Here is a 13,588-nt window from a genome sequence, read left to right as displayed (position 1 = left end):
AGACTCAAAATTAAAAACACTGTCATTCAAATGCTTTTGTCTGGTATTTAAGGCATGTTATTGCACTTTAGGTAGACACCGTAATACTCTTGAAGGTAACGAACCATGTTTGCTGATTCAAACATCTTTGTATTAGTATTTGGATCTATCATATAAGGGACCTGAAGATCTCGCCCCATCACCTGCATGACTTGCCTCCGTTTCCCACCAGAAACCGGCACATACTTGCCTGGCTTAAGTCTTAATTTTGCTGGCCCCATATCTTGCAACCGTTCCTTGGCAACATTATGCAAAATATATGGAATTTCCAGCTCACTCAGTACGCTACGAACTACGCGTGAATAAGGGCTGCCTTCAAAACTCCATAATTCTAGTAATTGCTCAGGCGCATCACCTGTATTGACCTTAGAAAAAGCACCTCTTAACCCATTAACAAGAGTTCCCACAATAGCAACATAAGGTATTTTCGGATAATTCTGATAGGCTTTAGGTACTCGCCCATTCCTGCCATAGTACTTGAATAAGTGAGCAATAATCTGCTCCGATTCATACAGTTTGTCGCCGGTGTTTTCATCAATCAGAAAAGGAAATTGCAGTTTACCGCCCTCTTTTTGGACTATGGGCCTGAAACGGGTACCATTACGTGGACAAGGGTAGATTTCCACATCCAGATTTAAAAGTGTCAATACTTCCCGTACACGACGGCAAAATGGTGAAGCTTCAAACTCATAAAGCTTGAGTGGTTTTTCGGGCTGATGAGGATGGGGCGTTCCCGATACACCTCTTCCACCTTCTGTAAAACTAGAAACCAGCGCCTGAATTACTTTAGTTTGATGATTCACCATATTTTTTCCTTATAATTATGCTTCTACAAGCTTTTCTTTCGATATGACAATACCATTATTATCGGCATAAATATAATCACCGGCATGAATAGTCACTCCACCAAAATACAAAGTTACATCAACTTCGCCAATGCCTTTACGGTTACTTTTTTGTGGAATGGCAGCCAATGCATGTACCCCCAGATCCAGCTCTGCAATTGCATCAACATCACGTATACAGCCATAAATAATTACGCCATTCCAGTGATTCTTTACAGCTGATTCAGCAATCATGTCACCCATAAGTGCACATCGCATGGAAGCACCGCCATCTACTACCAGTACTTTACCCGTTCCATCTGTAGCAAGAAGCTCTTTCACCCTTGAGTTGTCTTCGAAACATTTTACTGTAACCACTTGTCCACCAAAGGTTTTACGCAACCCGTAACTTTTAAAGTATTTACCTTCAATTGATGGACACATTACTTGTAGTTCTTTATCAGGATTATTATCTAGCAGGTCACAGGTTACGAATTCTGTATTCATGTCTTATCTCCAATTACGGCATATTCTGTATAGCTAAATTATCATAAACTTTATATTTTTCAGTCTGATTTTGCGCTGCCTTGACCATAGTATGAGCTACTTGCCGAGCTGTCACAGGTTTGTATTTAAAATTACCAGGAATATATTTTTCAACTGTACGAAACAGGTTCTGGCTTAAATCCTCCAGAATACGGCTTTCCTGACGCTCTCCGAGCAATAGCGAAGGCCTTATAAATGATATCCGGTTCATATCCATGCTTTGGATATAATCTTCAAGCTCACCTTTAACCCGGTTATAAAAAAATATAGATTCAGATGCTGCACCCATTGCACTTACCAAGAGGAAATGTAGCACATCATCCTGAACCAGCTCAGCAAAATGCGCATTAATGCCGAAATCAGTATTATAAAATGCCTGTTTAGAACCTGCTTTTTTGATGGTAGTGCCAAGACAGCTAAATGCATGAGTATGGCCACTTACATCCTCATCATTTAACATAAAAAAGTCAGATACGACCAACTGCTCTACTTTAGACATTTGCTTATATTCGGCATCTTCTTGCCGCACTGCTACAGTAATGCGTTCACATTCAGCCAGTTGATGTAATTCTCGAACTAGCTCTCGTCCAACTAGCCCTGTTGCTCCAATTACGATGGCACTTTTGATATTTTCAGTCATTTTTTAGCCTATCTTCTTAAATTTCTTATAATCTAACGTTTTCTCTCATTTTTATCTTCAAGTAAAATGTTGTGAAAGCGTCGCGACACTTGACTTCGGCGTGCCATTTCATCAAAATATGGCACTTGTTTACGGGCTGGTTATGGTGTCTTCTGGTGAAGGTCAGTTTCAACTACAGCCCGCCCAGACCAATCTATTTCAAGGAGTGCAAGAGTGGCAAACTCTGCTCAGGCAAAAAAACGTGCGCGTCAAAATGTTACAGCGCGCAAACACAACGCGAGCTTGCGTTCTATGGTTCGTACCTACATCAAGCGTACTTTAAGTGCAATTGCTGCTGGTGATTATGCAGTAGCTACAGAAGCTTATAAAAAAGCTGTTCCTGTAATCGACCGTATGGCTGATAAAGGCATCATCCATAAAAATAAAGCAGCTCGTCATAAGAGCCGCTTAAACACTCAAGTTAAAGCTCTAGCTTCTAACTAAGTGATATATGTAAAAAAGCCCTATAATGGGCTTTTTTTCTGGCTAAAATTTCTCTAGCTCAATTTTTTTGCTATTTAGAGTAGTAGATATTATTAAAAATAAGAATACTGATATTATTCTGTATGAAATTTAAAGGATTATTACTTATTATCCTCTGACTTACTGAATATTTTTTATCTATCAATTATTATAGAATTTTCTACGGAACCTGTCAGTTGTTATCCTCAGGAAATGTTTGCTTGCTGGGCCTGAAACTGCTGAATAGACAGTTCTTTTACCTCACCTCGCCAAATCCACTTCAGTTTACTATGGTCAAAATCTTCACCTTCAAACCATACAAATAATCCCTCCATCATTTGTGGCCAGTCGGCTTGGCTAATTTGAGTATGTCCTGAAATTATGGCGACAATAGCAGCAATAATGGTGTCATGACTTACTGCCAGACTTAGACCTCGACAGTTCTGCGGATGAGTGCTGTAAATCAGCTCAAGTACATCCATTACGCCCATAATAGGATTCTTCATACCAGGTAATGTGTTATTGACAAAACTGTTGATAAAGCCCAGTGCACCCTGCTGTTTAAAATAAGGTGCAGCCTGCTGGATATCCAGTACAAAGCTTCCAGGTTCTACCAGTAGACCCTGCTCAACAATTTCAATCGAATGTGTATTTAAAGCCGGAGTTACCTGATCTGCCCCTTCAATCATCAAAGCAGCTGTATCAATACAGCGCTGAATAGGGCTCGAAATACAATGCTGAATCAAGCGATCCGTATTTTTAATGAGATAAGCACCCCATTCATGGGCTAAGTCACGGCCTTGTTCTGTTAACTGCAGGTCGTACCCAGCCAATCCCTGCCCTGCTACAATTTCTCTTAAAGAATGCCGTGTAAACAAGGTTACAGGCACTGAGGCTTCTGGTAACAGTTCCAAGGCTTTATGCATACTGGGCGGCAGTAACTTCAGCGACATAGAATTTCTTAATAACTCAATTTATCTATTACTATAGCATGAGAGTGAGCTGATGTTCAGGGTTAAAGCTTTACTTGCGCCAAAGCCTCAAGCGAGAGAGTCCGTGTTACCTGATTAGTAAATGCTATAAACCCGTTATTTAATACACTGCTACGCGCATTATAGGTAAAAGGTTCTTTCTGTAAACTCAACAGGCCACCACCGATACTTTCCAAAAGCCCCTGCCCGGCGCTTGTATCCCATTCAGAAGTCGGGTGAAAGCGCGGGTAAATATCGATCACGCCTTCTAGCATCATACAAAATTTATAAGCACTCCCCGCTTCACGTCGTACCACGGGGTACTGCTGCGCAATATGATCCATAAATTGCTGATAGCGTATATCTTTGCTGCCGTGGCTTAACCCTACCTGGATTTGCTTATAATCTGCTAGATTTTGCTGATACTGATACCATTGCCGCTGACTGAATTGATAGCGAAATGGTAAATCTTGAAGATAGCCCATGTACATGCGCTTTTCACAAGGTACAACAATGACTGAAAATATAGTTTTATGATGCCTAATCAAGCTGAGATTAATCGTAAACTCATCACGTTCATGAATGAATTCTTTAGTGCCGTCAAGAGGATCTAGCAGCCAGCAAAGCGGCCATTGATGACGTTTTGAATAATCACTTTCTTCTGATAAAACTGGTATTTCAGGTGTGAGATATGCCAACTGTTCCAGTATATAATGATTAATCTTTAAGTCAGCTTGAGTTACAGGTGACTGGTCTATTTTTTTATTAATATTAAAATCATTTCCTGCACAATAACCCTCATACTCTTCTAAAAGAGTTTGGCCAGCTTGCTCAAGCATAGGTAAAAGCTTAAGCATAAGTTCATCTGTAGGTGCTTGAGATTGAATAAACATAAATACAGAGTCCGGACTTGGATGTGTTAAGGCTACCACTAACTTTCATCATTTGCTTGTATACGAAAGTGAAATATATTTTTATCTTCTCTCAGTTTTAGTTATTAAAACATTATATTTTAATAATAGAGCTTCTATTATAAATCAGGAACGTGATACATATCACACTTATTAAGTAGAAAATTTTTATTTAAAATCCCATAGATCTATTTTTAAAGATTGAGTAAACTAAAAAATCCTATTAGAAATTCCTTTATTTTCCAATATAACTTGATGATTATCCTTCTGCATTTTTTCATAAACTTCATTTTTAGCTATAAACCCAAGTAAAATAATAAGACTTATAAGACTAATGATGAGTAACTTATTATTCATTTGTTTCTCCTTATTACTTAGCCCTTATAATTCTAAAGAAATCTAAAACTTTTCATATGACCAAAAATATTAAAACAAAAATAGTAATTTGAATAGAATACTATTTTACCCTTTATCTGAAAAATATTTAAATAATATCAATTTCAAAAACTTATATTTTAATATTAATAAAATAACCCAGATGTACTTTAATAATACTTATAATTTTAATTAGCATAAGCTTATTTATATTTTAACTTATCTATATTTAATATTTTTTATTAGAAGATAAATTCAAAAATTATATATTTTAAAATCTTAGCTAATTAAGTCAGCTTAAATAAAAATTATTTGTATTTAAGTTATAATTTTGAGGAAAAAATAACTTTATTCAGGACAACTATGCTTAAACCAATAATGTTTGATATGGACGGCACACCGTTGGATCTGGCTTTTGACGACTATATCTGGAATCAATGCTTGCCTGAGCACTATGCCCAGTTTCATGGCTACTCCTTAGAGAAAAGCCATCAATATCTACAGCAGCTTTATCTAGATCATAAACACACTTTGAGCTGGTATTCTTCTGCATTCTGGAGCCTACAAACTGGTATCAATACACTAAAAATGCAGCAAAACCATGAAAGTAAAATTTGTCTCAGAGCTGGGAGTTTAGAGCTTTTAGAGCAGCTAAAGGCTGCTGGTCATGTCTGCTGGCTAGTCACCAATGCTGACTGTAAAAGCCTAGAATTAAAACTTGAAAATATACCACTGCGCCCTCATTTTGATTTAATCATCAGCAGTGAACAGATTGGCTATCCTAAAGAAACTCTAGCATTCTGGAAGTACCTGCAGCAACAGCATTCTTTCAATCCGGAACAGGCCGTATTGATTGATGATACAGCTCAGGTCTTACACAGTGCCAAGAAATTTGGAATTAAAAACTTGTTCACTATTCTTCAACCTTCAAGTTTGCAAGCACCTCGCCTGCAAGAACAACTAGATTATCCTGCCATAGATAATTTGATTGAACTCTTTCCTTTTATTTCAGAAACTGCTTATAAGGAAATCAATGTTAAAACAGCATGAAGATGTTGCCGTTGAAAGCATGCGCGTAGACAAATGGCTATGGGCAGCGCGTTTTTTTAAAACCCGCTCAGTTGCGAAAGCAGCAATTGAAGGTGGTAAAGTCCACCATGAGGGTGAACGGGTAAAAGTCTCCAAGGAAATACGTGTAGGAATGGAGTTAACCATTCAGCAAGGATTTGACCGTAAAACCGTAACTATTAAAGCCCTGTCAAACACTCGTGGTCCTGCACCAGTTGCCCAGATGCTTTATGAAGAAACACCCGTAAGTATCGCTCGTCGTGAATTGATTGCATCGCAACGAAAATTGCATAATCTAGCACGACCAGATCATCGTCCGAGCAAAAAAGATCGTCGCGATATCAACAAGTTTAAACAAGGAAATGATCATCAGAATGACCACTCCTGGTCATATAATGATGGTTAAAATTACACGTCATATTGTGTCGCCCAGACCGGAAAACACATAGAAACGTCATTATAAATCTGTCACTATAATCTGGTGGAAACAAGTTTTTACTTTGATACATCCACTTGAGTGAATAGTGATATTACGAAAGTTTTGAGGTTGTGAGATGGATGAGAATAAAAGCAAAGCGCTCAATGCCGCGTTAAGCCAAATTGAGAAACAGTTTGGTAAAAATACGGTAATGCGCCTGGGTGATAATACCGTGCAGGCAGTAGAAGCTGTATCAACCGGTTCTTTAACATTAGATATTGCGCTGGGTATTGGCGGTTTGCCTAAGGGCCGTATTGTTGAAATTTACGGTCCTGAGTCCTCAGGTAAAACTACTATGACATTGCAGGCAATTGCGCAGTGTCAGAAGGCTGGTGGTACTTGTGCGTTTATTGATGCAGAGCATGCACTTGACCCGCAGTATGCACGTAAACTTGGCGTAGATATTGATAACCTGCTGGTTTCCCAGCCAGATAATGGTGAACAGGCATTAGAAATTGCAGACATGCTGGTACGCTCGGGAGCAATTGACCTGATCGTAGTCGACTCCGTTGCTGCCTTGACCCCACGTGCCGAGATTGAAGGCGAAATGGGTGATTCACATATGGGGCTGCAAGCTCGACTGATGAGCCAGGCACTGCGTAAGATTACCGGTAATGCTAAGCGTTCTAACTGTATGGTAATCTTCATTAACCAGATTCGTATGAAAATCGGTGTAATGTTTGGTAGTCCTGAGACCACAACTGGTGGTAATGCATTAAAATTCTATGCATCAGTCCGTCTGGATATTCGCCGTATCGGTCAGGTAAAAGAAGGCGATGAAATTATTGGCTCTGAAACCAAAGTTAAAGTCGTCAAGAATAAAATGGCGCCTCCATTTAAAGAAGCACTATTTCAGATTCTTTATGGCAAAGGGGTTAACCATCTTGGCGAGTTGATTGATTTAGCTGTTCAGCAAGAAATCATCCAGAAAGCTGGTGCATGGTACTCTTACCAAGGTAATAAAATTGGCCAAGGCAAGAATAATGTGATTCGTCATCTGGAAGAAAATCCGGAGCTGGCAGTAGAAGTTGAGCGTCTTATTCGTGAGCAGCTCTTAACTACTAATAATGCGCCGGTGGCAGAAGATGAAGCAGAAGAAGTCCCGGACTTCCTAGAAAGTTAATTGAACTGAAAGAAACGCCCCACGGGGCGTTTTTCCATCTAAGGAAGGATTGCATGTTTAAGCAAAGAAATCAGCAAACTCAACGAAAACCTTTAACCGGAACTCGTTTACGCTCTTATGCTTTTGCCCTACTAACTAAACGCGAATATTCAAAAGGCGAACTGATTGAAAAACTTTGTCTCTATGCAGAGAATCCAGATGAAGTAAGAACATTAGTTGAAGAACTGAGTGAAAACTCTTATCAAAGTGATCAGCGGGTAGCTGAAGCGATGCTATCAAGTCAATTACGCAAAGGCAAAGGCCCGAATCGAATTAAACTGGCTCTTAAAACCAAGCAGCTGGATACTGAATTAATTCAAGATAATTTATCTGATATAGACTGGGCGGAGCAAGCTTATCGTCTGAAAGTGAAAAAATTTGGTTTTGAGGTTGAAAAGGAACCAAAACTCAAAGCAAAACAGATCCGCTTTTTACAGTATCGTGGTTTTGAAATGGAAGCAATTATGAAAGCAGTCAACCGAATGGCTGATGAAGAATAGTGGTGGCAACCCCACTAGCAAAACTTCGGCACATCATAGATCTGCTACCGTTGCTACCTTCCGGTCCTGGCGGGGTTCACAGAGTACAATTGCGAGGCTACCAGCGGGGCTACCATTGCAAAACCAAGTATAGAGTTTTTTAACCAAGTTGCAAGTCTCTGCTCATTATTTTCGCACCTTGAGCGTTCAATTGATTATTTCCTCAACGATCTTAAAGATTTAAACAATGAAACTCTTTTACAGGTATAACTATTAATATTATAGGTTAGCCGGAAAAGCTCATGCTCGCCAAATATGCCTGAACATTGTAAAGAGTTATTGCAATTCTTGAGCCAGCCGTTTTTAATGACTGCATACTGTAGAACTTCAGCTAGATATTTTTAGATCCTAGCTGGACAAGACAATAAAGTGATGACCAATCACTCGATATGATGGACCAAAATTATGCTCAATAAGCATTCCCTTCTTTTCATTGCCCTGCTTTGTACAACTCAACTGTACGCAGCCGTTCCAATTGAATCGAGAGGCCTCTCGCAATCCTCTAGCTACAACAATGCTTCTACTGCCACACCAACTGTAAACAGTAATCCGACTTGGGATTTGGTACAGAAAAACCAGAATCTGGAAAATGACATACGTACTTTACGTGGTCAGCTTGAAGAACAAGCAAATGAAATTGACCAGCTCAAAAAAGAGTTAACAAATCGTTATACAGATCTTGATCAGCGTATTGAACTATTACTTCAAAAAATTGACCCTGAAAGCGCTAATGCAAATGAAGAGGCAAGTAGTGAAGAAACACAGGCTCAACCAGCAGCTGCTACTTCTGTAAGCCCTATCGCATCTAATAGTACTTCTAGCAATTTGCCTCAAGGCAATAGTTCTACTCAAGCACCGAGCGACTTAGAAAAAGCAGCTTATACTGTCGCTCTGGATGCATACAAACAGGGCGGTGCCAAGAAAGCTATAGCCCCAATGCAGAATTTTATCAAGAACCATCCAAACAGTATTTATACGGGAAATGCTTACTTCTGGCTGGCTGAGTTTAATCTGGCAGTAGAGCCGCCAAATTATAAAGAAGCCAAGAAAAACTATGCCATAGTAGCAGATCAATACCCGACCTCAGCCAAAGCCTCACGAGCGTTGTATCAACTCTACAGCATTGCCAAGGATGTCGATAAAGATACTGCTTCTGCTAACCGATTTAAAAACAAACTCATTAGCACCTATCCAAAGTCTGAAGAAGCAGGCTATTTTAAATCATAGAAAATTATTTTAGCTAAACCAGCTTATAAAAAAAGACACCACTTGGCGTCTTTTTTTATAACAGCTCATGCTTAGCGCACAATACCACGCTTTGACTGTTCCAGTGAATCAATCAATAATTGTACTTCACTAATTTCAGGAAGAATTTCTGCACGAATTTTCTCAATAGCCTGCTCTGTCGTCAGACTGGCTTTATAGATCAGCTTAAAAGCTTCTCTAAGCCCTTGAATTACACTCTTTGACCAGCCTTTACGTCGCATACCTTCAACGTTCATACCGAATGCATGTGCAGGATTACCTGATACCATTACATATGCAGGCACATCTTTTAAAATAAGCGATGCGCCGCCAATCATGCTATAAGAATCAATTTTGCAGAACTGATGGATACCAGAGTTTCCACCAACAATTACAAAGTCACCGATATGAACGTGACCTGCTACTCCTACATTATTTGCAAAAATATTATGATCACCAATAACACAGTCGTGAGCAACATGGGTGTTCACCATCAACAGATTATGATCACCGATTTTAGTCAAACTTTTATCTTGAACAGTCCCCCGATGTAAACTGCAATGTTCACGAATCGAGTTATGATTCCCAATCTCAAGCCAAGTTTCTTCACCTGCATACTTCAGGTCCTGACATATTTCTCCGACACTGGCAAACTGAAATATTTCATTCTGCTCGCCAATTCGGGTAAAGCCCCCCACTACAACATGTGAGTGGAGTTTTGTACCAGCTCCAATAGTTACATTTGGGCCAATAATACAATAAGGTCCAATCTGTACATCTGGAGCAATTACTGCAGATGAGTCAATAATAGCGGTAGAATGAATGAAGTCGTTATTGCTCATGCCTGCTCTATACTTGCTGATGCGAAACCATAATTTCCGCTGTAGTTGCTACTATACCATCGACGCTGGCAGTACATTGATATTTATAAATGCCGCGTCTTTGCATTACCAACTCTGATTTTAATACGAGTTGGTCACCCGCAACCACCTGTTTTTTAAATCTTACTTTCTCAGCTCCTGCAAAAAGAAACAGAGAACCTTCTGATGGCTTTTGTTCATTCATGATAAAGCCAAGAATACCAGATACTTGAGCGAGTGCCTCTACAATCAGTACCCCCGGCATAAGTGGATAGTTAGGAAAATGTCCTTGGAGAAATTCTTCATTAATCGATACATTTTTATATCCGACAATTCCATTTTCTGTCACCTCAGTAATCCGGTCTACTAGCAGAAAAGGATAACGGTGTGGAAGATATTCGCGGATGGTTTGAATGTGCATTGGTAATTCAGGCACAGCAAATGCTGGGATTTTAGACTCGGTCATCATATTCTATTTACGCAATTTAAAAGTTGATTCAAGAGACTCAATTTGAGATTGCATATGATCAAGTCGTTTGGTCAGTTGGGTCAATGGCACATCTGCTAATTGTCTTAGCCGTACAACTGTACGTTTCCAGTGATTATTTTCAAAAATACCTGTACCTGAAGAATACGTTCCAGGCTCAGAAATATTTTTTGTGACCATTGACATTCCCGTCAGAGTCACATTATCAGTAATAGTCAGGTGTCCTACTACCCCACATGCTCCAGCCAGTATACAGTTTTTGCCAATTCGGGTACTTCCTGCAATACCACATTTGGCCGCAATTGCAGTATGTGCACCAATATGAACGTTATGTGCAATTTGCACAAGGTTATCAATAACTACACCTTCCTCTATAACTGTATCGTCAAGTGCGCCTCGATCGATACTGCAATTTGAACCGATCCGCACATCATTCCCTATATGAACTGAGCCTAGCTGTACAATTCGGTGCCATTTTCCCTGATAAGGTGCAAAGCCGAAACCTTCACTGCCAATAACAGTATTAGCATGAATTCTGACACGGTCAGCAATTTTAGATTCACCGGTAATGGTCACATGAGAGTCAATAAAACATTGCTTGCCAATTTCCACACCATCATCAATCTTTGCATGTGACCGTATAACTGTATGATCACCTATTACACAGTCCTCACCAATAACCACATAATGACCTATATAAGCTGTATCAGATATAATGGCGGAAGAGTGAATCTGAGCCGTATTTTCAATACCTACTGCTTTTGTTTTTCTCTCAAAAGCATGAGTTAAGATGGCAAAAGCCAGATAGGGATTAGGCACAATCAAGAAATTCTGATGCTCTGGAAGCTGTGCCTGTAACTCTGCAGTGGTAATCAGCACGCCCGCCTTGGAAGAACGCGCCTGCTCAAGATATTTATGCCCGTTTACAAAAGCAATCTGATTATTCTGGGCATTTTCCAGACTGGCAAGCCCTTGCAATTCGAATTGCGGTTGTCCGACCAGCTGTCCCTGTACCAGATGAGCCAGCTCTTCCAGACGATAACGTTGTTGTTTCATTGATTATTTAATTGCATTGACCTTTTGAATCATTTTATCAGTTAAATCCTGTTTAGGGTCATAGGCAAGTGCCGAGTTTTTATTCAAAACAAGATCAAGGTTATTTTCTTGGCGCAATTGTTCAGCAGCCTGTTTGACACGAGCCTCAAAGGTTCTATTCATAGTTTGAAGTGTATTCTGCACTTGTGTCTGTAAAGATTGCTGCAGTGTATTAAATTCGCCCATTTTAGCTTGATACTGCGCACTTAGTTTCTGTGCTTCAGTCTCGCTGATTTTATTATTATTTTGTGCTTTCTGGCGTAAAGCTTCAATCTCTTTACCAATCTGTTCCAGACGGGTGCTAGAAGGTTTGACTGACTGGCTCAAGCTGGCATTTTGCTGCTTCAGATAGGTACTGTTTTCAACAATACGCTCCAGATCAATCACCCCATATCCTGCCGCATGAGTAAGACCAGCCAGACTCAGGCCTAAACTTACCACCAGTGGTCTTATTATTTTCATGTAGAACATCCCTGTCATATTTAATGTAGTTAGTATCAAACCGTACTTAGAAAGTACGGCCAATTTCAAATTGTACAGCTTGGGTCTCGTCACCCTCTTTATCATTTAGAGGATATGCATAGCTGAGCGAAATAGGACCAATCATGGTAATCCAAGTAAAGCCTACACCCACACTATAACGCATTTCGCCCAAATCAAAGCCAAAGTTATCTTCACAGTATTTTTTGCTGTCTAAACTTTGCCCTTTATAGAAAATGGTTGAGTTTGAAACGTCACATTGTGTATCAAATACCTGTGCGCCTTCAGCAAAGATTACAGGCCGCACCTGGCGGGTCCAGTCGCCTTTAAATGGAAGTGGCAATGCCAGTTCAGTACCAAACTGTACTAAAGCATTACCCCCGACTTCTTCAGGAGACGGATCTTCTACTTTAGTTTCAGAATAGGTTACACCCGGATATTTAGGACCCAAAGTACTTACGTCATAACCACGGACCGAACCATAACCACCCGCATAGAAGTTTTTATAAAATGGTAAGTCATTACCATAGCCAAGCTTACCATAGGTACGTAAAGTAAAATCCTTACCTAACGGGAAGAATGCCTGGGCATCATAAGTCAATTTCTGATATTCCACATCACTGCCTGGAAGTGCAATTTCAGCATTAATACGATGCGACATACCATTGGTTGGGAATACAGGTCGGTTCAAAGTATTATAAGACCAGCCTAAATTTAGGTTATAGGTCAGGAATTCACCCCCAAACTTATTTCCATAAGGATCTGAAAGTTGACCCTCAGGACAATTATAAGCCCCAGTGGCTTCATCTTTTACACGATCAACAAGACAATATTGGGTGGTATCTAAAGTTTTACCCCCATTGGCAAGCAGATAATCACGAACATAAGTAGAAACGTATGGTCCTGTAGTTACTTCTGTATTATCAATATTTAAAGAAGCACTCAGGTTCTGGTTTTCATCAATCGGATATCCAAAACTCAGGCTTCCACCATAACTATCAGTTACATAGTTATTGACGTTATAGTCATCATCAAGTTTGGTTTTACGATAATACAGGTTATAACCGCGGCTGACGCCATCAATGGTAAAGTATGGATCAGTTACGCTCAGATTATAGTAATCTTGAGTTTCCGAACGGGACAGGTCGATAGATACACGGTTACCCGTACCTAAAAAGTTAGTTTGGCTTAAACCGGCCTGGAACGTAATACCGCCACTTTGTGAATAGCCAACTGCTAGTGTACTAGTACCAGAGTGCTGTTCTTTTACATCGACATTTAAGTCAATCTGATCCGGTGCACCCGGTATACGTGCCGGCTTAATCGTAACATTCTCGAAGAATCCGGTACGTTCAAGGCGTACTTTA

At 39.8% G+C, this 13,588-nt stretch carries 17 protein-coding genes and 1 other RNA gene; 6 read left to right on the top strand and 12 right to left on the bottom strand.

The window, feature by feature from the left end:
* Window positions 1-47: 47 nt before the first annotated feature.
* Genes B3X18_RS13675 through B3X18_RS13665 form a run of 3 tightly spaced genes read right to left on the bottom strand, consistent with a single transcriptional unit; the run spans window position 48 to window position 2,049 of the window.
* Window positions 48-845, bottom strand: a complete 798-nt coding sequence (locus tag B3X18_RS13675; RefSeq protein ID WP_286935750.1) for a glutathione S-transferase N-terminal domain-containing protein — start codon at window positions 843-845, stop codon at window positions 48-50.
* 15 nt (window positions 846-860) lie between these two features.
* Entirely contained in the window at window positions 861-1,370 is a 510-nt protein-coding gene (rraA, locus tag B3X18_RS13670) for a ribonuclease E activity regulator RraA (protein WP_034688253.1), read from the bottom strand.
* Between the two features lie 13 nt (window positions 1,371-1,383).
* A complete protein-coding gene (locus B3X18_RS13665; protein WP_005025688.1) occupies window positions 1,384-2,049 on the bottom strand; it encodes an NAD(P)H-binding protein in 666 nt (221 codons plus the stop codon).
* 213 nt (window positions 2,050-2,262) lie between these two features.
* Between B3X18_RS13665 and rpsT the strand changes: the two genes are divergently transcribed.
* Window positions 2,263-2,532: a 30S ribosomal protein S20 gene (gene rpsT / locus B3X18_RS13660; protein ID WP_005014584.1), complete on the top strand. Its 270-nt coding sequence runs from the start codon at window positions 2,263-2,265 to the stop codon at window positions 2,530-2,532.
* Between the two features lie 224 nt (window positions 2,533-2,756).
* On the opposite strand, the gene B3X18_RS13655 is transcribed toward rpsT, so the two are convergent.
* The 3 genes from B3X18_RS13655 to B3X18_RS13645 form a co-directional block, all read right to left on the bottom strand.
* A complete protein-coding gene (locus B3X18_RS13655) occupies window positions 2,757-3,503 on the bottom strand; it encodes a phosphoglycerate mutase family protein (RefSeq protein ID WP_034674758.1) in 747 nt (248 codons plus the stop codon).
* A 62-nt stretch (window positions 3,504-3,565) separates the two neighbouring features.
* Window positions 3,566-4,414: a 3'(2'),5'-bisphosphate nucleotidase CysQ family protein gene (locus tag B3X18_RS13650; protein ID WP_005025686.1), complete on the bottom strand. Its 849-nt coding sequence runs from the start codon at window positions 4,412-4,414 to the stop codon at window positions 3,566-3,568.
* Between the two features lie 228 nt (window positions 4,415-4,642).
* Window positions 4,643-4,789, bottom strand: coding sequence for a hypothetical protein (locus tag B3X18_RS13645; protein WP_005014591.1), 147 nt, complete (start codon window positions 4,787-4,789; stop codon window positions 4,643-4,645).
* Between the two features lie 381 nt (window positions 4,790-5,170).
* Between B3X18_RS13645 and B3X18_RS13640 the strand changes: the two genes are divergently transcribed.
* From B3X18_RS13640 to B3X18_RS13625, 4 genes are all read left to right on the top strand, one after another.
* Window positions 5,171-5,857: an HAD-IA family hydrolase gene (locus tag B3X18_RS13640; RefSeq protein ID WP_005025685.1), complete on the top strand. Its 687-nt coding sequence runs from the start codon at window positions 5,171-5,173 to the stop codon at window positions 5,855-5,857.
* A complete protein-coding gene (locus B3X18_RS13635) occupies window positions 5,841-6,281 on the top strand; it encodes an RNA-binding S4 domain-containing protein (RefSeq protein WP_005025683.1) in 441 nt (146 codons plus the stop codon). Before B3X18_RS13640 ends, B3X18_RS13635 begins: the two co-directional genes overlap by 17 nt.
* A gap of 148 nt (window positions 6,282-6,429) precedes the next feature.
* On the top strand, window positions 6,430-7,476 hold the full coding sequence (gene recA / locus B3X18_RS13630) for a recombinase RecA (RefSeq protein WP_005025682.1): 1,047 nt from the start codon (window positions 6,430-6,432) through the stop codon (window positions 7,474-7,476).
* Between the two features lie 53 nt (window positions 7,477-7,529).
* The gene (locus B3X18_RS13625) at window positions 7,530-8,015 is read left to right on the top strand and encodes a regulatory protein RecX (protein WP_017401068.1); all 486 of its coding nucleotides are present in this window, start codon (window positions 7,530-7,532) and stop codon (window positions 8,013-8,015) included.
* 9 nt (window positions 8,016-8,024) lie between these two features.
* Here B3X18_RS13625 and ffs read toward each other — a convergent pair.
* Window positions 8,025-8,121: signal recognition particle sRNA small type (ffs, locus tag B3X18_RS13620), an RNA gene on the bottom strand.
* 335 nt (window positions 8,122-8,456) lie between these two features.
* Between ffs and B3X18_RS13615 the strand changes: the two genes are divergently transcribed.
* Window positions 8,457-9,281: a YbgF trimerization domain-containing protein gene (locus B3X18_RS13615; protein ID WP_026055470.1), complete on the top strand. Its 825-nt coding sequence runs from the start codon at window positions 8,457-8,459 to the stop codon at window positions 9,279-9,281.
* Between the two features lie 71 nt (window positions 9,282-9,352).
* Here B3X18_RS13615 and lpxA read toward each other — a convergent pair whose 3' ends face one another.
* The 5 genes from lpxA to bamA form a co-directional block, all read right to left on the bottom strand.
* The gene (lpxA, locus tag B3X18_RS13610; RefSeq protein ID WP_005025678.1) at window positions 9,353-10,141 is read right to left on the bottom strand and encodes an acyl-ACP--UDP-N-acetylglucosamine O-acyltransferase; all 789 of its coding nucleotides are present in this window, start codon (window positions 10,139-10,141) and stop codon (window positions 9,353-9,355) included.
* A 7-nt stretch (window positions 10,142-10,148) separates the two neighbouring features.
* A complete protein-coding gene (fabZ, locus tag B3X18_RS13605; RefSeq protein ID WP_005405310.1) occupies window positions 10,149-10,625 on the bottom strand; it encodes a 3-hydroxyacyl-ACP dehydratase FabZ in 477 nt (158 codons plus the stop codon).
* Between the two features lie 6 nt (window positions 10,626-10,631).
* A complete protein-coding gene (lpxD, locus tag B3X18_RS13600; protein WP_005025677.1) occupies window positions 10,632-11,702 on the bottom strand; it encodes a UDP-3-O-(3-hydroxymyristoyl)glucosamine N-acyltransferase in 1,071 nt (356 codons plus the stop codon).
* A gap of 3 nt (window positions 11,703-11,705) precedes the next feature.
* Window positions 11,706-12,203 (bottom strand): OmpH family outer membrane protein, encoded by a 498-nt coding sequence (locus B3X18_RS13595; protein WP_005025675.1) that lies wholly within the window; start codon window positions 12,201-12,203, stop codon window positions 11,706-11,708.
* 46 nt (window positions 12,204-12,249) lie between these two features.
* The coding region (gene bamA, locus B3X18_RS13590; RefSeq protein ID WP_286935749.1) for an outer membrane protein assembly factor BamA at window positions 12,250-13,588 on the bottom strand (1,339 nt) is incomplete at its 5' end.

The sequence above is a fragment of the Acinetobacter sp. UBA6571 genome (assembly GCF_002434085.1).
In the GTDB taxonomy this organism is placed as follows: domain Bacteria; phylum Pseudomonadota; class Gammaproteobacteria; order Pseudomonadales; family Moraxellaceae; genus Acinetobacter; species Acinetobacter radioresistens.
Note: the sequence above shows the minus strand (reverse complement) of the source record. Positions and strands in the feature narration are given on the sequence as shown.